This window comes from Dyella japonica DSM 16301 (assembly GCF_001010355.1).
Classification (GTDB): Bacteria; Pseudomonadota; Gammaproteobacteria; order Xanthomonadales; family Rhodanobacteraceae; genus Dyella; species Dyella japonica.
This window is the reverse complement of record NZ_JPLA01000040.1, coordinates 1-19,204: the sequence shown is the minus strand read 5'-3', so window position 1 is coordinate 19,204 and position 19,204 is coordinate 1. Positions and strand designations below refer to the sequence as shown.

At 65.1% G+C, this 19,204-nt stretch carries 18 protein-coding genes; 12 read left to right on the top strand and 6 right to left on the bottom strand.

The features are described 5' to 3' along the window. Nucleotides 1–31: 31 nt before the first annotated feature. Together trmL and Y882_RS13630 are read right to left on the bottom strand one after the other, a co-directional pair. Nucleotides 32–499: a tRNA (uridine(34)/cytosine(34)/5-carboxymethylaminomethyluridine(34)-2'-O)-methyltransferase TrmL gene (gene trmL / locus Y882_RS13635; protein WP_046972487.1), complete on the bottom strand. Its 468-nt coding sequence runs from the start codon at nucleotides 497–499 to the stop codon at nucleotides 32–34. Between the two features lie 52 nt (nucleotides 500–551). Beyond that, nucleotides 552–752, bottom strand: coding sequence for a hypothetical protein (locus Y882_RS13630; protein WP_046972488.1), 201 nt, complete (start codon nucleotides 750–752; stop codon nucleotides 552–554). Between the two features lie 325 nt (nucleotides 753–1,077). Between Y882_RS13630 and Y882_RS13625 the strand changes: the two genes are divergently transcribed. From Y882_RS13625 to pssA, 7 genes are all read left to right on the top strand, one after another. Then, nucleotides 1,078–3,960, top strand: a complete 2,883-nt coding sequence (locus tag Y882_RS13625) for a M16 family metallopeptidase (RefSeq protein ID WP_046972486.1) — start codon at nucleotides 1,078–1,080, stop codon at nucleotides 3,958–3,960. A gap of 98 nt (nucleotides 3,961–4,058) precedes the next feature. Continuing rightward, entirely contained in the window at nucleotides 4,059–4,487 is a 429-nt protein-coding gene (locus Y882_RS13620; RefSeq protein ID WP_046972485.1) for a DUF4156 domain-containing protein, read from the top strand. A 200-nt stretch (nucleotides 4,488–4,687) separates the two neighbouring features. Continuing rightward, complete coding sequence (locus Y882_RS13615) at nucleotides 4,688–5,182, top strand: MarR family transcriptional regulator (RefSeq protein WP_046972484.1); 495 nt, start codon at nucleotides 4,688–4,690, stop codon at nucleotides 5,180–5,182. Between the two features lie 2 nt (nucleotides 5,183–5,184). Beyond that, entirely contained in the window at nucleotides 5,185–7,326 is a 2,142-nt protein-coding gene (locus Y882_RS13610) for an FUSC family protein (RefSeq protein ID WP_046972483.1), read from the top strand. Further along, nucleotides 7,316–7,516: a DUF1656 domain-containing protein gene (locus tag Y882_RS13605; protein WP_046972482.1), complete on the top strand. Its 201-nt coding sequence runs from the start codon at nucleotides 7,316–7,318 to the stop codon at nucleotides 7,514–7,516. The genes Y882_RS13610 and Y882_RS13605 overlap by 11 nt, the downstream gene beginning before the upstream one ends. Before the next feature lie 3 nt (nucleotides 7,517–7,519). After that, nucleotides 7,520–8,539, top strand: a complete 1,020-nt coding sequence (locus Y882_RS13600) for an HlyD family secretion protein (RefSeq protein ID WP_046972481.1) — start codon at nucleotides 7,520–7,522, stop codon at nucleotides 8,537–8,539. A 118-nt stretch (nucleotides 8,540–8,657) separates the two neighbouring features. Beyond that, on the top strand, nucleotides 8,658–10,052 hold the full coding sequence (gene pssA / locus Y882_RS13595) for a CDP-diacylglycerol--serine O-phosphatidyltransferase (RefSeq protein ID WP_046972480.1): 1,395 nt from the start codon (nucleotides 8,658–8,660) through the stop codon (nucleotides 10,050–10,052). A 123-nt stretch (nucleotides 10,053–10,175) separates the two neighbouring features. On the opposite strand, the gene Y882_RS13590 is transcribed toward pssA, so the two are convergent. Then, entirely contained in the window at nucleotides 10,176–10,772 is a 597-nt protein-coding gene (locus Y882_RS13590) for a GNAT family N-acetyltransferase (protein WP_046972479.1), read from the bottom strand. A 19-nt stretch (nucleotides 10,773–10,791) separates the two neighbouring features. Beyond that, complete coding sequence (locus Y882_RS13585; protein WP_046972478.1) at nucleotides 10,792–10,998, bottom strand: YdcH family protein; 207 nt, start codon at nucleotides 10,996–10,998, stop codon at nucleotides 10,792–10,794. Nucleotides 10,999–11,111: 113 nt separating this feature from the next. On the opposite strand from Y882_RS13585, the gene ttcA reads away from it, so the two are divergent. The 5 genes from ttcA (at nucleotide 11,112) to Y882_RS13560 (ending at nucleotide 15,918) form a co-directional block, all read left to right on the top strand. After that, nucleotides 11,112–11,975, top strand: coding sequence for a tRNA 2-thiocytidine(32) synthetase TtcA (gene ttcA / locus Y882_RS13580; protein WP_046972477.1), 864 nt, complete (start codon nucleotides 11,112–11,114; stop codon nucleotides 11,973–11,975). 29 nt (nucleotides 11,976–12,004) lie between these two features. Then, a complete protein-coding gene (locus Y882_RS13575; protein ID WP_046972476.1) occupies nucleotides 12,005–13,204 on the top strand; it encodes an amino acid aminotransferase in 1,200 nt (399 codons plus the stop codon). A 148-nt stretch (nucleotides 13,205–13,352) separates the two neighbouring features. Beyond that, nucleotides 13,353–14,270, top strand: coding sequence for a recombination-associated protein RdgC (locus tag Y882_RS13570; protein ID WP_046972475.1), 918 nt, complete (start codon nucleotides 13,353–13,355; stop codon nucleotides 14,268–14,270). Between the two features lie 155 nt (nucleotides 14,271–14,425). Then, the gene (locus Y882_RS13565) at nucleotides 14,426–15,196 is read left to right on the top strand and encodes a M48 family metallopeptidase (protein WP_046972474.1); all 771 of its coding nucleotides are present in this window, start codon (nucleotides 14,426–14,428) and stop codon (nucleotides 15,194–15,196) included. 143 nt (nucleotides 15,197–15,339) lie between these two features. Next, a complete protein-coding gene (locus tag Y882_RS13560) occupies nucleotides 15,340–15,918 on the top strand; it encodes a methyltransferase family protein (RefSeq protein WP_046972473.1) in 579 nt (192 codons plus the stop codon). 39 nt (nucleotides 15,919–15,957) lie between these two features. On the opposite strand, the gene Y882_RS13555 is transcribed toward Y882_RS13560, so the two are convergent. Beyond that, the gene (locus tag Y882_RS13555) at nucleotides 15,958–16,962 is read right to left on the bottom strand and encodes an alpha/beta fold hydrolase (RefSeq protein ID WP_046972472.1); all 1,005 of its coding nucleotides are present in this window, start codon (nucleotides 16,960–16,962) and stop codon (nucleotides 15,958–15,960) included. Between the two features lie 75 nt (nucleotides 16,963–17,037). Next, the gene (locus Y882_RS13550; RefSeq protein WP_046972471.1) at nucleotides 17,038–18,900 is read right to left on the bottom strand and encodes a M1 family metallopeptidase; all 1,863 of its coding nucleotides are present in this window, start codon (nucleotides 18,898–18,900) and stop codon (nucleotides 17,038–17,040) included. Between the last annotated feature and the right edge of the window lie 304 nt (nucleotides 18,901–19,204).

Below are 19,204 nucleotides of genomic sequence, written 5' to 3'. Positions count from 1 at the left end.
GGGTGCGCTCCCACAGACCAGCAGCTGCGCGCTACGACGCCGCGCCGACAAACCCCATCTGCCGCCACGCCTCATACACCGCAATCGCCACGGTATTGGACAAATTGAGGCTGCGGCTATTGGCCCGCATCGGCAGCCGCAAGCGCTGCTCTTCGGGCAGCGCATCGAGCACCTCCCCTGGCAACCCAGCCGTCTCGCAACCAAACAGCAGCGCGTCGCCTTCGACAAAGCGCGCATCCACATGCGCCACCCGGCCGCGGGTGGAAAACGCAAAGACGCGGGGCTGACCGATGCGCTCAAGGCAGCTGGCGAGATCGTCGTGGACGGCCAGCTGCGCGTATTCGTGATAGTCCAGGCCTGCGCGGCGCAGGCGGGCATCGTCCAGCTCGAAGCCCAGGGGGCGGATCAGGTGCAGCGAGGCGCCGGTGTTGGCGCACAACCTGATCGCGTTGCCCGTATTGGGGGGTATTTCCGGTCGGTAGAGGATGACATGCAGCATCCGGCCATTATCGGGTCTGTCCGTGGACCCGTAAAACGGTGAGCGTCCTTGCTCAGCCGTTGGAGAGGCGCGGGCACACCACGCCGTCGGGCGGCAGCGCGCAAGCGGTCGGGGCGATCAGTTGGCCGGCGCTGCCCGCGGCGGCGAGGCGAATGGCTTCGGGGGAAGCGTTCACCATGGCACCCAGCACGAGTCCGCAAACCAGCAGGCAGGCAACGAAAAGGCCGCGCAGCATCAAGGCTTCGAATTTCATGATCATGTCTCCGATGAAAGGTGGGGTAGTCCTGCACGGTATCTATGGCAAGCCCCGTGCCAAGCCTTGATGTCGACTCAAGTGGCTGTTATTGCGATGAATTTTGTCGGCCTGCGATCAGGCCGGGGCTGTCCGCGGACAGCGACCGGGCGTGGCCGGACAGCAGCGGACACCCGTCCGGACGCCACGCATCCCGCACGGTCAGGTTCTTGCGTCGAACGAAGCGCCGTGGCGGTTGTCCACCATGCCATTGGTCATTTGCCAAGGTTCCGGGCCGTGGCTAGCCTCGGAATGTTCATTCGTCAAAAAAAACAGGAGTGTCGTGATGGCAAGAAAGCCCCTCGCCCTACTCGTTGCAGGAGTGCTCAGCATGTCCGCTGGCCTGCCCGCGATCGCGCTGCCCCAGGCGGCGGCTGCCGAGTCCACCCAGGCAGTTCCTGATATCGCCTTTACCCGCTTCACCCTGCCCAACGGCCTCACCGTGGTCGTGCATGAGGACCACAAGGCGCCGGTAGTGGCGGTGAGCATCTGGTACCACGTGGGTTCGGGCGACGAGCCCAAGGGCAAGACCGGCTTCGCGCACCTGTTCGAGCACCTGATGTTCTCCGGCTCGGAGAACCACAAGGGCACGTACTTCCAGCCGTTCGAGCTGGCCGGCGCCACCGACATGAATGGCACCACCTGGTTTGACCGCACCAATTACTTCGAGACCGTGCCGACCACTGCGCTGGACATGGCGCTGTGGATGGAATCGGACCGCATGGGCCACCTGCTCGGCGCGATCGGCCAGAAGGAACTCGATACCCAGCGCGGCGTGGTGCAGAACGAGAAGCGCCAGGGCGAAAACCGTCCCTACGGCCGCGTGGACCAGAACATCCTGTCCAACACCTATCCGGGCAACCACCCGTACCAGCACGACACCATCGGCTCGATGGCCGATCTCAACGCCGCCTCGCTGGGCGACGTGAAGCAGTGGTTCCACGACTATTACGGCGCTGCCAACACCACCCTGGTGCTGGCTGGCGACATCACCGTGGCCGAAGCCAAGGCCAAGGCCGAGAAGTATTTCGGCGACATCCCCGCCGGCCCGCCGGTGCCGCGCCAGCAGGCGTGGATCACGCCGCTCACCAAGTCCACCCGTGGCATCCAGCATGACCACGTGGCGCAGCCGCGCATCTATCGCACCTGGGTGGTGCCGCAGCTGGGCACGGACGATGCGATCCAGCTCGACCTGGCTTCCACTGTGCTCGGCGGAGGCAAGACCTCGCGCCTGTACCAGCGCCTGGTCTATCAGGACAAGCTGGTCGATGACGTGTCGGCCAGCATTTCGCCGTTTGCGCTGGCCAGCCAGTTCCAGATCCAGGCCGACATCAAGGATGGCGTGGACCAGGCCAAGGTCGAAGCCGTCATCGCCGAAGAGGTGAAGAAGTTCCTCGCCGAAGGCCCGACCGCCGACGAACTGGAGCGCGCCAAGATCGGTAACCGCGCCGGCTTCGTGCGCGGCCTGGAGAAGGTCGGCGGCTTCGGCGGCAAGGCCGTCATTCTCGCCGAGGGCCAGGTGTATCGCGGCGATCCGGGCGCCTATAAGAAGGACCTGGAACGCGCCAACGCCGCCACCCCGGCTAGCGTCAAGGCCGCGGCCGACAAGTGGCTCAGCAAGGGCGATTACCTGCTGACCGTGCTGCCCGCCGGCAAGGACTTCAACCCGGACAGCGAGGACGCCAAGGTGGTCGCGCTGGGCCCGCAGGCTGATCGCCCCGCCGCCAAGCTGCCGGCCAAGCATGAGTACACCGTGGCCAAGAGCCAGGTGGACCGCAGCTCGGGCGTGCCGCAGGTGGCGCAGTTCCCGGACCTGAAATTCCCGGCGCTCGAGCGCGGCAAGCTCAAGAACGGCATCGAAGTGATCCTGGCCGAGCGCCACACCATTCCGGTGACGCATGTGCAGCTGATGTTCGATGCCGGCTACGCGGCCGACCAGGGCCGCAAGCTCGGCACCGCCAGCTTCACCACCACGCTGATGAACGAGAGCACCAAGGATCTCGATTCGGTGGAAGTGGCCAAGCGCAAGCAGCGCCTGGGTGCGATCACCCGCATCGGTTGCGGGCTGGATTCGTGCTCCGCTTCGCTCAATGCCTTGAACGACCAGCTGCAGCCGTCGCTGGCGCTGTTTGCCGACATCGTGCGCAACCCGGCGTTCAAGGCCGAGGACATCGAGCGCATCCGCGGCCAGTGGCTGGCCGGCATCGCGCAGGAAAAGACCCAGCCCACCGCGCTGGCCCTGCGTACGCTGCCGCCGCTGCTCTACGGCGCCAACCACGCCTATGGCATCCCGTTCACCGGTTCGGGTACGGAAGCGGCGATCAAGGCGATGCAGGCATCGGACCTGTCGACCTTCCAGAACGACTGGCTGCGCCCGGACAACGTGAAGATCCTGGTCGCCGGCGACACCACGCTGCAGCAGATCATCCCGCAGCTCGATGCCGCCTTCGGCGACTGGAAGGCGCCGTCCAGCGCCGTGCCGAAGAAGAACATCGCCACCGTGGCCGCCCAGCCCAAGCCGCGCGTGTTCCTGATCGACAAGCCCGATGCGCCGCAGTCGCTGATCCTGGCCGGCCTGCTGGCACCGTCGAGCAAGGCGCCGAATGAGCTGGCGATCGACGTGGCCAATGGCGCGTTCGGCGGCAGCTTCACCTCGCGTCTGAACATGAACCTGCGCGAGGACAAGCGCTGGGCCTATGGCGCCTTCAGCTTCATGCGCGATGCGATCGGCCAGCGTCCGTTCCTGATGTACGCCCCGGTGCAGACCGACAAGACCGCCGAGTCCGCCCACGAAGTCGCCAAGGAAGCCAACGAGGTGATCGCCGCCCGTCCGCTCACCGAGCAGGAAGTGGACAAGATCAAGGACTCCAACGTGCGCGGCCTGCCGGGCAGCTTCGAGACCGGCTCGGAGGTGCTCAGCGCGATGAGTGAAATCGTCCAGTACAACCGTCCGGACGATTACGTGCAGACTCTCAAGGCCCGCACCGAAGCCGTGACCCAGCCTGATGCCGAAAGCGCGATCAAGGAAATCGTCCAGCCCAAGGCGCTGACCTGGGTGATCGTGGGCGATCTGAAGAAGATCGAGCAGCCGGTGCGCGCGCTGAATCTTGGCGACGTGCAGGTGATCGACGGCGACGGCAAGCCGGTGGCGGCCAAGCCGTCGAAGTAAACGTGAGATTTTGTGGGGAGCTGTTCACGTCCCCGGGTTAGGATGGAGGCCGGGCGGGGGACCGCCCGGCCTTTCATTTTCATGTTGCGGAGCTGCTCATGCGTAAGACCCTGCTGTTGCTCGTTCCCATCGCGCTGCTTGGCGCGTGCACCTATGGCATCACGCTCGACGACGCCGGGAAGAACGTCCGCACGGCGTGGAGCGGCGATGTGTCTTCCTGCCGTGACCTGGGCAAGGTCACCGTGTCCGTGATGGATCACGTCGGCCCCATCGATCGCAACGACATCAAGGTGCGCGACGAGCTGGAAGTGATGGCGCGCAACGAGGCGGCCAAGATGCACGCCGATACCATCAAGCCGATGGGCGAACCCACCGACGGTTCGCAGCCGTGGGGCGCCTACCAGTGCGGCAATGCCCAGCTGGCGCCGTCGGCTCGTCCGGCCAACCCGGCGAATCCGAATACGAATCCGGCGCCGAACGGCACTGCACCGGGCGGGTTCGAGACTTACCCCGCCAAGGGCAACTGAGGCGCGGCTGGCGCGCTCGGTTCACGGCAACGCCTCGGCCATCGCCGGGGCGGCGGGCAAACCTCTCGCCAGCTTTACCTTAAAGGCGCCCTCGTGGCGCCTTTTTCACGCGCGCCGTTCGACGCTCTTGCATGCCCTTCGGGGTGGGCATAAAATTCAGTTATATATATTACATATATGTACTAATTGATCGGGGCGCCATGAGCAGTTTTCTTCCGACCGAACAGCGGCTGGCGGTGACCCGCCAGCGCTATCCCGCGTTCCCGCGGGACCCGGCCGTGCTCATCCGGCTGATCCGGCACATCTACAAGCGCGTGAACGACGACGCCAACGCGATGCTGCGTCCGTACGGCATCAATCATCCGGAATACAACCTGCTGATGATGATCTACGGCACCGAGGGCAACGCGATGCATCCCACCGAGCTGGCCGATGCGGCCGGCGAGAAGCTGGCCAATATCACGCGGCTAACCAATGAGCTGGCCGACAAAGGTCTGATTGCACGCCAGGCCAGCGACGAGGATCGTCGCAAGGTCACGCTCACCTTGACCGACGAAGGCTTTGCGCTGATCGAAAGTTTCCTGCCCGATGTGTGCGCGCTGCTGGAGTGGCAGGTGGAGGGCATCTCGCAGCGCGACGTGGCGCAGCTCGAACGTCTGCTCAAGAAGTTTCTCGATCAACTGGAGCGAGCCTGATCATGTCGGCCGTGCCCACCGACATCTCATCCTGGCGCCACCCGCCGTGGTTGCGCGACTTCGCCGCCGAAGAGAGCCAGGCCTGGATCTTCGTGGCGAAGAGTCTGGTCGCGTTCTATCTCGCGGCGTGGCTGACGATGGTGTTCCAGTTGGAGCAGCCCGCGACCACGATGATCACCGTGGCCATCGTGATGCATCCGCAAAGCGGCACGGTGCTGGCCAAGAGTTTCTATCGCGCGCTGGGCACCTGCACCGGCAGCCTGTTCGGCGTGTTGCTGATGGCGGCGTTCCCGCAGCAGCGCGAGCTGTTCCTGCTGAGCCTGTCGATCTGGGTGGCGCTGTGCGCCGGCGGTGCGGTGCTCTACCGCAACTTCATGTCCTACGGCTTCGTGCTGGCCGGCTATACCGCCTTCATCGTGGTGCTGCCGGCGATCGACCATCCGACGGCGGTGTTCGATTCGGCGGTGGGCCGCGTGAGCGAGGTGATGCTCGGCATCATCGTCTCCGGCCTGGTCAGTGATGTGATCCTTCCCGTGCGCTTGCGCGAGGTGCTTCGACGCATTTCGCGCGAGCATTACCAGCACTTCATCGATTTCGCGCGCGGCAGCCTGGGCGGCGCCATTCCGCGCGAGGACATGGAGAAGGCGCATCTGCGCTTTGTGCGTGCGGCGGTGCAGATCGAGGACTTGCGTTCCTCGGTGATCTTCGAGGATCCCGAAGTGCGCGCGCGCAGCAGCCGCATGCAGCTGCTCAATCTGCGCTATATGGCGGCGGCCACCAGCTTCCAGTCGCTGCACCATCTGATCAATCGCCTGCAGCGCAGCAACCACCCGCGCACGGCAGCCGCGCTGATCAAACTGTATGGGCCCATCGGCACGGCACTCAGTCCCGATCCTTCCGAAAAGCCGATGCCGCGTCTGCTGGCGACGCGGATCGAGGCCTGCGAGGCCGAGCTGCCGGTGCTCGCGGCGAAGTTGCGCGAAGATTTGCGGCAGGACCCTAATCTGCTGCTGGAGTTCGACAGCGGCACCACCTTGGTGCGCCGCTTCGCGGCCGAATTGCGCGACTTCACTTCGCTCGAAGCGACGCTGCGCGAAACCCAGGGCGTGGTCGGCGGAACGGTCGAGCGCGTGGATTTCAAGCGCGCCAACGACTACGCCTCGCCGCTGATCGCCATCGTGCGCACCTTCCTCACCATGGCCACGCTGAGCGTGTTCTGGATCGAGACCGGCTGGACCTTCGGCCTCAGTGCGCTGCTGCTGGCCACGGTATTCAGCGGCCTGCTGGCGACTTCGCCCATGCCGGTGCTGGCCACCGCCAATACCTGGGTGGCTTACGCGATCGGCTTGGTGGCCGCCTACTTCGTGGTGTTCGAATTGATGCCGGGCAGCGATGGCTTCGTGATGCTGATCCTGGTGACCGCGCCACTGCTCGCACTCGGGCCGTATCTCACGACGCGCAATGCCACTTTGCCCGGCGTGGGCGCGGGTTACTCGCTGGGCTTCGTCTATATCCTGGCGCTGAAGAACCCGATGGTTTATGCGCCCGATCGCTTCCTCAACGACAGCATCGCCGCGCTGTTCGGCCTGATGATGAGTGGCGCCGCGTTCATGATCATTCCCACGGTGATCGGCACGCAGTGGCTGCGTCGTCGCCAGCTGGTGCAGTTGCGGCGGCAGGTGGTGTTTGCCGCCACCGCGCCGATGGACGGGATTCTCTATCGCTTCGAAAGCGTCAATCGCGATCTCTATCAGCAGATCGTGCAGTTCACGCGCCAGGGCAGCGAGGAGTCGCGCGTGCTGTTTTCCTGGGCGCTCGCCGTGCACGACAGCGGCCGCGCCGTGATCGAGTTGCGCCAAGACATGTTGCATACGGGGCTGCCGCCACCGGTGAGGGAAGCCATGCAATACGCCGTGGATGCCTTGGCGCAGCTTTACGACGCGCCTGACAAGGCTCGTTGGATGGCGGCCGATGGCGCCGTTGACCAAGCCATCACGCTCACTACGCAGACACTGCCGCAGGCGCGGGCCAGCTGTCAGCCGGCGCTGGCAGATCTGCTGCTGTTGCGCACGGCCTTGCGCGACGACGAATCCGCGCTTGCTCCCTATATCGTCAAGGCACCGGAGATCGCCCATGCCCCGTGAAGTCGCCCTTGCCGATGCCCTGGTGCCGGGCCTGCTGCTGATCTACCTGGGCTGCCTGCTGGTGCTGTGGGGCATCGACACCCTCATTGGCCGCTACGGCCTGTATCGCTACGTGTGGCATCCCTCCCTGTTTCGCGTTGCCGTGTTCTTCGTGCTGTTCGGCGCGGCTGGCCTGCTCCTATATCCCTGACCTATGAAACTCGAACCTCAAGCTGTGCTTCGTTTCGCCATCACGACGGTCGTCGTGATCGTGGCCTTGCTGCTGTGCCATGCGCTGTGGCGGCACTATCTGTATGCGCCATGGACACGCGATGGCCGCGTGCGCGCCGAGGTGGTGCGCATCGCGCCGGACGTCTCGGGCCTGGTCACGCGCGTGCCGGTGATCGACAACCAAGAGGTGAAGAAGGGCGAGGTGCTGTTCGAGATCGATCCGCAGCGCTTCCAGATCGCCGAACAGCAGGCCGAGGCCAATCTCAACGCAGCCAAGGCCGCCGCACGCGCTGCCGGCGCGAACATCGACGCGGTGCTGGCCAGCGCAGCCGCGCGCAAGGCCGAATACGACATGCGCCAGGAGCAGGCACAGCGCCGCCAGGATTTGGCCGACGTGGTGCCGAAGGAAGAGCGCACCGACGCCCGCTCCGCCGCGGTGACCGCGCGTGCCGTGTGGGAACAGGCGCAGGCCAGCGGCCATCAGGCCAACGCCGCGCGCGAACAGGCGGAGGCCGCGGTGGTGCAGGCGCAGGTGGCGCTCGATCGCGCCAAGCTTGACCTGGAGCGCACCGAAGTGCGCGCGCCTGTCGACGGCTACGTGACCAACCTCGACGTGCGCGTGGGCGACTACGCCGCCACCGGCAGTCCGCGCCTCGCCCTGATCGATCGCCATAGCTACTACATCTACGGCTATTTCGAGGAAACCAAGCTGCCGCACCTGCGCGTGGGCGATCCGGTGGACATCCGCATGCTGAGCGGCGGCATCCGCCTCAAGGGTCATATCACCGGTGTCGCACGTGGCATCACCGATCGCGACAACCCGACCGGTCGCGACCTGCTGGCCGACGTCAATCCCACCTTCAACTGGGTGCGCCTGGCGCAGCGTGTGCCGGTACGCGTCGACATCGATGAAGCCAGCGAGCCGAAAGGCCTGATCCTCTCTGCCGGCATGACGGTGAGCATCGACGTGCAGCCGCGCCGCGTGCTCGACAAGGAACGCTGAGGCCCGTGCAGGAGCGCACTTGTGCGCGACCGCTTGACGCAAACGTCACGCCAATCTGGCGGTCGCGCACAAGTGCGCTCCTACAAGATGGGGGCCGGATTGCTAACATGTGCCCCCTATGAATCGACCGCTACCCTCGCCACGCAACCTTGCCCGCCGCCTGCTTTCGTTGGGTCGGGGGCGTGGGCTCGATCTGTCCGGCCAGGCGAGTTTCGCCGTGCCCGCGCAGGCGATCACCACGTTGGCCGGCCCGACGGAGTTCCGCGACACGCTGCTTTCGTTGATTGCGCAAGCGCGTCGCCGCATCGTGCTGGTGGCGCTGTACCTGCAGGATGACGATGCCGGCCGCGAAGTCATCGAAGCGCTGCATGCGGCGCGAAAGGCCCATCCGGACCTGTCGGTGGAAGTGTATGTCGACTGGCATCGCGCGCGTCGCGGCCTGATCGGCAAGGGTGATAGTGAAGGCAACGCGGCGATGTATCGCGACTACGCGCAGCGACTGGGCGAAGGCGTGGTCATCCGCGGCGTGCCGGTGCAGAACCGCGAGTTGTTCGGCGTGTTGCATCTGAAGGGTTTCATCATTGATGACGCGGTGCTCTACAGCGGCGCCAGCCTCAACGATGTTTATTTGGCCAGGCACGGCCGCTATCGACTCGATCGCTATCACTTGATCCGCCACCAGGCGCTGGCCGACAGCATGGTTGGCTATGTCGATGCCCAGTTCCGCGGCCGTGATGCCGTGCCGCGGCTGGATCGCCTGCCGCTGCCGCGGACGCGTGATCTGCAGGAGCCCATCCGTCGCCTGCGCCAGTCGCTGCAGCAGGCGCAATACGAAGGCATCAGCGAAGCGCCTGGCGATGGCGACGTCGCGGTGATTCCGCTGGCCGGTTTCGGGCGCAATGACAACGCACTCAACGAAACGCTGCTGGCCTTGTTGCGTGGCGCGCAGCGGCGCGTGATCCTGCTGACGCCGTACTTCAACTTGCCGCGCCAGGTGCGTGTGGTGATCGGTCACCTGCTGCGTCGTGGCTGCCAGCTGGACATCATGGTCGGCGACAAGACGGCAAACGATTTCTACATCCCGCCGGAGCAGCCGTTCAGCCGCATCGGGCTGCTCCCGTATCTGTACGAAGCGAACCTGCGTCGCTTCGCGCACGACCATCAGGGCGCCATCGACAGCGGACAACTGAATCTTTGGCTGTGGCGCGACGGTGACAACACGTATCACCTCAAGGGGCTGCTGGTGGACGGCGAGTTCGCCGTGCTGACCGGCAACAACCTCAATCCGCGCGCGTGGGCGCTGGACCTTGAGAACGGCCTGCTGTTGCGCGATCCCTCGCGCAGGCTGTTGCCGCAGCATGAGGCCGAATGGCAGGCCTTGCGCAGGCATGCCACGCGCCTGGCGCATTATCGCGACCTGCCAGGCGTGCGCAGCTATCCGCCGGAAGTGCGCAAGCTGCTGCGGCGCATGCGACGTATGCGCTTGGATCGGTTGGTCAATCGGCTGCTCTGAGGCGTCGTCAGTCCCTGTGGGAGCGCACCCTGTGCGCGACAACCTGACGGAGCGGGCACGACGAGGCGCCGCAGTCGCGCACAGGGTGCGCTCCCACACGGGACGCCGTACGACGATGGCAGCTCAGCCCGCCAGCCGCTCCAGCCGCAACGCCAGCCAGCGCGATACATCTGGCCACTCGCTGTCGATCACGCTGTAGCACACCGTGTTGCGCAGGCTCCCATCGGGGCGGCGCTTGTGGTTGCGCAGGACGCCTTCGCGTTGCGCGCCCAGGCGCTCGATCGCGCGCTGCGAATCGAGATTGCGATGGTCGGTGTGGAACTCCACCGCCACGCAGCCCCAGGTTTCGAAGGCGTGCTGAAGCAACAGTCGCTTGCACGCGGTGTTGAGGTGACTCTTCTGCCAGCGCTTGGCATACCAGGTGTAGCCGATGGCGGTGCGGCGCGGGTCATCGACGTAGTCATAAAAACGCGTGCTGCCCACGATCTCGCCGCTGCTTTTCTCGCGCACGGCGAACGGCAGCATCAGGCCGGCCTGCTGGCCTGCCAGGGCCTTGGCGATATAGCTGGCCGTCTCGCCGTAGCCGGGCGCGCTGGTGAACCACAGCTTCCACAGCTCGCCGTCAGCGGCTGCGGCCTCGAGGGCCGGGGCGTGGTCGGGGGTGAGGGGTTCGAGGGCGACGTAGGCGTCTTCCAGCAGGACAGGCGTCAGCGCGGGCATCGGTGCTCCGAGGGAGGTCTTAGGCGTCCAGATCGGGGATCAGCCTGCTTTCCAGCCGGGCGATATGGTCCTTCAGGAGCAGCTTGCGCTTCTTCAGGCGGGTGATCTGCAGCTCGTCGCGGCTGAGCGACACGGCCAGGTGCTCGATGGCCACGTCGAGATCGCGGTGCTCCACGCGCAGCTCGGCCAGCAAGTGGGCAATTTCGGCTTGGTCCTGGACCTGCATGTCGGTGCGAATGGCTGGGGAAAACACACGCAGTGTAGCGCTGCGCGACCCCAAGAGACTGCCTCGGCCGGTCAGATCGTTACAATGGGAGGCCGTCCCGTTGCCCACCGACCATGTCCGCCCAGCCCGACGCCACCCGCAAGCAGCACTACGAGGCCGCCAAGCTGGCCAAGCGCCTGCGCCATCAGGTGGGCCAGGCGATTGCCGACTTCAACATGATCGAGGAGGGCGACAAGGTGATGGTCTGCCTGTCCGGCGGCAAGGACTCCTACACCCTGTTGGATGTGCTGCTGTCGCTGCAGGCCAAGGCGCCGGTGCGCTTCGAGATCGTCGCGGTGAACCTGGACCAGAAGCAGCCCGGTTTCCCTGCCCACGTGCTGCCGCAATACCTGGCCGGGCGTGGCGTGCCCTTCCATATCATCGAGCAGGATACGTACAGCACGGTCACCCGGGTCATCCCCGAGGGCAAGACCATGTGCAGCCTGTGTTCGCGCCTGCGCCGCGGCGCCCTGTATCACTGGGCGGCGGCCAACGGGGTCAGCAAGATCGCGCTGGGCCATCATCGCGACGACATCCTGGGGACGTTTTTCCTGAACCTGTTCTACCAGGCGCAGCTGAAGGCGATGCCGCCCAAGCTGCGCTCGGACGATGGCCGCCACGTGGTGATCCGCCCCTTGGCATACTGCAGGGAAAGCGATATCGCCGAGTACGCCCAGGTCAGGGAATTCCCCATCATCCCCTGCAATCTCTGCGGTTCGCAGGAAAACCTGCAACGCAAGGCGGTTAGGCGCATGATGGAGGACTGGGAGCAGACCCAACCCGGGCGCGCCGAGAACATTTTTCGCGCGCTGGGCAGTGTGCAGCCCTCCCAGCTCACCGATCGCAAGCTGTTTGACTTCGCCACGCTGGGCGCGCGCGAAGGTGTTGCCCGCGCCGAAGCGCATGAGTGGCTTGCCGGTCCGCCGGACGAGTCGTGAATCTTTCAACCTCCGAATCGAGTAACGCCGTGTCTCTCTTTGCATCCGTTGAAATGACCCCGGGCGATCCGATCCTGGGACTCACCGAGGCCTTTGTGGCCGACACCCGTCCGGGCAAGGTCAACCTGGGCGTGGGCATTTATTACGACGAGCATGGCCGCATTCCGCTGCTGCGCGCCGTGCAGCAGGTGGAGCAGAAGCTGGCCGAAGAAGCCAAGCCGCGCGGCTATATCCCCATCGACGGCCTGCCGGCGTATGACCTCGCTACCCAGAAGCTGGTGTTCGGCGAGGATTCGCCCCTGCTGGCGGCCGGCCGCGTGGCCACCTCGCAGACCGTCGGTGGCAGCGGCGCGCTGCGCGTCGGCGCCGACCTGCTCAAGCAGATCCTGCCGAGCGCGAAGATCGCCATCAGCAACCCGAGCTGGGAAAACCACCGCGTGGTGTTCGGCGCAGCTGGTTTCGAGGTGCTCACCTACGCCTACTACGACGCCGCCACGCACGGCCTAGACTTCGCCGGCATGCTGGCCGACCTGGGCAAGCTGGAGCCGGGCACCGTCGTGCTGCTGCACGCCTGCTGCCACAACCCCACCGGCGTGGACCTCAATGCCGAGCAGTGGCAGCAGGTAGTGGACCTGGTGAAGGAGCGCGGCCTGCTGCCCTTCATCGACATGGCCTACCAGGGCTTTGACGAAGGCATCGACGCCGACGCCACCGCCGTGCGCCTGTTCGCCGCCTCCGGCATCGACGCCTTCGTAGTGGCCAACTCGTATTCCAAATCGTTTTCGCTGTATGGCGAGCGCGTCGGCGCGCTGTCCATCGTGGGCAAGACGCGCGACGAAGCGCTGCGCGTGCAATCGCTGGTCAAGCGCACCATCCGCTCCAACTACTCCAGCCCGGCCACCCACGGCGGCCTGCTGGTGTCCACCGTGCTCGGCAGCACCGAGCTCAAGGCCATGTGGGAGCAGGAGCTGGGCGAGATGCGCGAGCGCATCCACGCGATGCGTGCCGGCATGGTGGAGAAGCTGGCCGCGGCGGGCGCCTCGCATTTTGGCTTCATCCAGGAGCAGGCTGGCATGTTCTCCTACTCGGGCCTGAGCAAGGCCCAGGTGGACCGCCTGCGCGAGGAATACGCCATCTACGCCATCGGCACTGGTCGTATCTGCGTGGCGGCGTTGAACCGCGGCAATTTGGATACGGTGGTCAATGCGGTGGCTGCGGTCAGTCGCTGAGCCAGCCTCAAGCCCTCATACTCGTCATCCCGGCGCACGCCGGGATCCAGCGCCTCAGTGCGTGAGAAAGCGATGCGGCATCATCGATGCGCATCGCACTGGATCCCGGCCTGCGCCGGGATGACGGCAGAAAAAATACGGATACCGAATGTTCTTCCGCAATCTCACGCTGTTCCGCTTTTCCCCCGCCATTGCCGACGACCTCAACCGCCTGGACGAAGCGCTCGGCGACCATCGTCTGCGCCCCTGCGGCCCGCTGGAAATGGGCACCAAGGGTTTCGTGCCGCCGGTGGGTCGTGGCGATGAAGCTCCGCTCACCCACGCAGTGAACGCCTGCACCATGGTCACCGTGGGCGGTGAGGACAAGCTCCTCCCCGGTTCGGTGGTGAACGACGAACTTCACCGCCGTGTACAGAAGATCGCCGAAGAAGAGGGCCGCAAGGTCGGTGGCCGCGAGCGCAAGCGCATCAAGGAAGACGTGCTCAACGAGCTGGTGCCGCGTGCCTTCATCCGCAGCTCGCGCCAAAGGGCCTACGTGGACAAGAAGAACGGCTGGCTGGTGCTCGATACCTCCAGCCGCAAGTCGGCCGAGAACACGCTGACGCAGATCCGCGAAGCGATGGGCAGCTTCCCCGCCGTCCCGCTGGCCCCGGAAGAGGGCCCGCGTGTGCTCATGACCGACTGGCTGGCCAACGGCAACCTCCCGGCTGGCCTGGCCCTGGGCGACGAGGTGGAGCTGCGCGACCCGGCTTCGGCCACGGGCGCCATCGCCAAATGCCGCCGTCAGGACCTGGATGGCGAGGAAGTGAAGGAGCACCTGCGCAACGGCAAGCAGGTGTTTCAGCTCGGTCTCACCTTCGATGAGCGCATGAGCTTCGTGCTCGGCGAGGACCTGATCGTGCGCAAGCTCAAATTCCTCGATGTGGTCACCGAGGAACTGGGCGACAGCCATCCCGACGCGGCCGCTGAGGCCGACGCCACCTTCACCCTGCTTACCCTCGAGGTCGAACGCCTGCTGGGCAAGCTGGAGGAATGGTTCGGCCTGCCGCGTCCCGCCGAGGCCTGAGCCGCTCCGTTCAGGGTTTTCCGTCCCGACCGTACGGTCGGGACGGTCATCGCATCGCCTTGCGAAGCCTGCATGCTCCCCCCACATTTCCTTTGGGACACTGAGTCCCTTTCGGACATCAGTCGGCGTGGACGCCATGCAGTCAAGGCGGGGACATGACGCAGCATCTTGAAGGCGATTGGCTGGAACTGGCCACCGCGAGCGGCAGCACCATCCGCGTGCTCAAGGCCGCCCATCCACGCGCGCGCCGGTTGCGGCTGACGGTGACGCCCAAGGGTGCGCGCGTGTCGTATCCGCATGGCACGCATCCGGCCCAGGTGAGCGCGTTTCTTCGTCATCACGCCGACTGGCTCGAACGCAAGCTCGACGAGCTGCACCTCATCGTCAAACCGTTGCCGCCGCTGCGCGTGGGCACGCCTACGGAGTTTCCGCTGCGCGGCGAAACCGTGCAGCTGGATTGGGCGGAAGGTCCGTATCCGCGCGTCGATGCAGGCGAGGGCACGCTGACGCTGGTGATACCCCGTCCGCATACACGCGCGGTGCCGGTGGCGCGCGGTCTGCTCGCCTCGTATTTCGAAGCGCAGATCCGTCGCGATGTTTCGCGTTGGCTGGCCGGCTACGTACCGCAACTCGGTCTCGCACCGACGGCACTGCGCGTGCGGCCGATGAAAAGCCTGTGGGGCAGCCTGGACACGCGCGACCGCATCAATCTCGATCTCGCGCTGGCGCTCGCGCCGCCCAACGCGTTGAAGTACGTGCTCGCCCACGAGCTGTGCCATCTGAAGGTGCGCAGTCACGCGCCGCGTTTCTGGGCGCAGGTGGAACTGCTGTTCCCCGAATGGCGCGAACAGCGCGACTGGCTGCGCCTCAATGGCGCCTGGCTGAAGACCGAACTCGATCGCCTGATTGCCGACGTGGCGGATTGATGGTGGGCCGCGTCTAGCGCGAACTGGGCGGCCCAAGCGAAGTATTGACTCAGGTCGCGGCGGGACCGCCGCGACCTGACGTGCTTGCGTTGTAAAGCGCATGCGTGGAATCTGGGCAGCGCTTGGAACCCAGGGGAAATCGCATGGAACTGCCGATCGGCCCGTTCATCAAGGCCATGTGGGTGATATTCACGCTGTACTGGTTGTGGGGCTGGCGCCGCGTCAAGGGTGCGCAGCGCAAGGAGCCGATACTCCCGCGCCTGCTCAAGTACTGGTTGCCGCTGATCGTTGCGATCCTCCTGATCGGCCCGGGCGACTGGTATCGCGACAGCTGGCTGGGTGCGCGCATGTATCCGGGCAGTGATGCGGTGGCGGTGCTCGGCGCGCTGCTTACCATGCTCGGTGTCGGCTTCGCCTGCTGGGCGCGGCATGTGCTTGGGCGCAACTGGAGCTCGGTAGTGCAGGTGAAGCAGGATCACGAGCTGATCCAGAGCGGCCCTTATCGCTGGGTGCGCCACCCGATCTACACCGGTCTGTTGCTGGCCTTCTTTGGCACGGCGATGGCGATCGGCGAATGGCGCGGCGTGATCTGCGTGGTCATCGTCGCCGTGTCGTTCTGGTTCAAGCTGAAACTTGAAGAGCGCTGGATGCGCGAGAACTTCGGTGCGGCTTACGAGAGCTATATGCAGCGAACGAAGGCGCTGATTCCGGGCGTGCTGTAAACAAGGCCGGATGGCCTGAGGCCATCCGGCGCGTCGAGCTTAGTGCGACAGCGTGAACTGGGTGAGGATGCGCGCCGTCTCGTCCGGCTTTTCCATGATCGGCATGTGATTGCAGCCGGTCATCATGCTGGTGCTGATCGCGGCCGCGTTCTTCAGGCCGTTGCGCAGGCTGTCGAGCGCCGAGATGTCGATGATCTTGTCGTCATGGCACCACAGGCCCAGCACCGGCATGCCGAGCTTGTCGAGGCGGTTCTGCAGCGACAAATACTGCGAGGGCTCGCGCAGTTCGTTGAAGGTCTGGTTGATGAAGGCGCGATTCTCCTGGTTGCGCTTGATCAGCACATCCTGGAAACGGCCGGGAATATCCAGCGGCTTGGCAAATGCCCAGGCGGTGGCCTTGGCGAACTGCTCGCGGTTGTCGAACACGAACGGGTTCTTGCCGGCCATGGCTTCGCGCGAGAATTCGTTCTCGTTGGTCTTCAGGCCAAACGAATCAAGCAGGGCCAATTCGGCAACATGCTCAGGATGCTCGGCGGCGAACACACCGGCGATGGCGCCGCCCATCGAATGACCGATCAGCACGACTTTCGGCAGGTTCAGCGCATCGACAAAACCCTGCAGGCGCGCCACCTGTGCGTCGATGTTGTAGCTGGCGCCCTCGACGCGCGAGGACTCGCCCCAGCCTGGCAGATCGGGCGCGATCACGTGGAAATGCGGCGTCAGCAATTCCATCTGCTTGAGCCACACCTCCTTGCTGGCCGCAAAGCCGTGCAGCAGCAGCAGGGTCGGGCCCTGGCCACCTTCGTAGTAAACCCACTTGGTGTCGCCGACCTGCACCGAGTGCTTCTCGACATGCGCGACCATCGCCTGGCGCTTGATGTCGGCGCTCACCAGCCACTGCGGCGCGAACAGGTACGAACCGCCCAATACCACCACCAGCAGACCGGCCACGTAGCCGAGGAATTTCAGCCGGCGCAGGGCCAGCCGCTGCCATAGCGGGCGCGTGGGAGCGGGCGTGGTGGTGGTCGCTTTCTTGGAAGTCATGGGTGAACCAATGATGGGGATCGCAGCTATCGATGGCGTCGCGCGCCTCCCTTTGCAAGGAGGCGCGCGCGGAACTTACTTGCTGGCGCCCTTGTTCGCCTTGGCGAACACGGATTCCACCGCTTCCTGCGTCAACGGGTGATAACCGCTCTTGGCCTTCGCATAAACCTGCTGTGCATAGGCCAGGCCCTCCGGCGACTTCACGAAGGCCTTGTACAGCGGCATGGTGAGGTAGAGACGGCCGATGCGCGTCATGTGCTCGGCGGCGGCCGGCCACACGTCCTTGTCGCCGGCGGCGATGGCGTGGCTATACCAGCGCATGCCGATCTCGGCGTTGGGCGTGCCGGTGAGATGCCAGGCGGCGTCGATCTGCTTGATCTTGTCCAGCGGCGTCACGTCCGGCAGGCCGTCGAGGAAGTACATCCATTCCTGCGTGTTCCAGCCCTTCGCATCGAGCTTGTCGGCCGCGAGCGAGCCGGTGAGGAAGGAAGTGCGTTCCTTGTCGATCGCGTTGAAGCGCGGCGAATCAGGCAGCGGCGCATCCTTGGGAATGCCCGGCTCATACACCCACTGCTGCACTTCGTCCCAGCTCATCTTGCCCGGGTTCTTGTCGAACAGATTCGCCTTGAGGTAGTCGAGCATCTGTTCGGTGTCGATGCTCTGGAACGCGAAGTGCGCGAAATAGCCCTTCAGATACGCATCGAAGGTGTCGCGGCCAAAGCGCTGCTCCAGCGTGCGCAGGAACCAGCTGCCCTTGTCATACGGCACTTCGGAGATCGAATCGTCGGCGCCGATGCCGGGCTTGGGCGCGAGGCGCTGCGCGTTCGGTGCGATGGACTTGTCCCGGATCGACTTCTCCAAGCCGCGCGCAGAGATCAGTGCTTCCTCGTCGGCCAGCGTCTTGCCATACACCGCTTCGGTGATGCGGCCCTGCACGTAGGTGGTGAAACCTTCGTTGAGCCAGATGTCGCGCCATGCGGCGCTGGTGACCAGGTTGCCCGACCACGAGTGCGCGAGCTCATGCGAAATCACCGAGACCAGGCTCTTGTCGCCCACCAGCAGGGTCGGCGTGGCGAAGGTCATGTTCGGGTTTTCCATGCCACCGAACGGGAACGACGGCGGCAGCACCAGCAAGTCGTAGCGACCCCACGCATACGGGCCGTACAGCGATTCGGCAGTCTTGATCAGCTTCTCGGTGTCTTCGAATTCCTTGGCCGCCTTGCCGACCACGCTGGGCTCCGCATAGACGGCCGAACGCGGACCGGTTTCCTTCGCCGCGATATCGCCCGCGGCAATCGCCAGCAGGTACGAGGGAATCGGATGCGGCTGGTTGAAGCTGAAGTCGCCATTCAACGGATGGTTCGCGTCGTTGATGGCGCTCATCACCACGCGCACGTCCTTCGGTGCAGTGACATGGGCGTCATAGGTGAAGCGGATCGCCGGCGAATCCTGCAGCGGCACCCAGGAGCGCGCGTGGATGGATTCGGACTGCGAGAACATGAAGGGCAGCTTCTTGTCCGCCGTCTGTTCCGGCGGCAGCCACTGCAGGCCCGAGGCCGTGGGCACGGTCGAATAGACGATGCGCACCTGCGCGGGATGCTGCGGCGCGGCGATGGTGAGCTTGCTGCCCAGCTCCTTGTCGCGCGGCGCCAGTGCGTACTTCAGCGCGCTGGTCTTGCCCGCGGCGTCCACGGCTTCGATGCTGGCGATCTTCAGATCGCGCGTATCGAGCACCAGCGACTGCGCCTTGGCGTCCTTCCAATCCAGCTTCAGCGTGGCCCGGCCATCGAGCTGCTTGTGCGGAAAGTCGACCTTCAGATCCAGGTCCAGATGCGTCACGCGGACCTGGTCGGGCTGGGCATAGGAATGCGGGTCGGCGGCGAAGGCGCTCAGCGGCAGCGCGAGGGCGCCGAAGGCGAGGAGGTGAAACGGGCGCATCGGGGAGGCTCCAAAAGCAGGAAGGGGGAGTATGCCATTGGAGGGTTGGGGGGCGCGGGTGTGGGAGGTCACTGTGTGAGGGGCTGTTTGGCGCGAAGCTTGGCTCCCTCTCCCCGCAGGGGAGAGGGTTGGGGTGAGGGGTGGGTGCTCGCGGGAGCATCTCTATTTCGTCATCCCGTGCGCATGGTTGTCGCGATACCGCGACCTGGCTCGCCTGCCGCGGGCTTCCGTGCCGCTGCCGCGGCCCGGGTTACTTTCTCTTGCTTGCCCAAGAGAAAGTAACCAAAGAGAAGGGCCCCCCGGA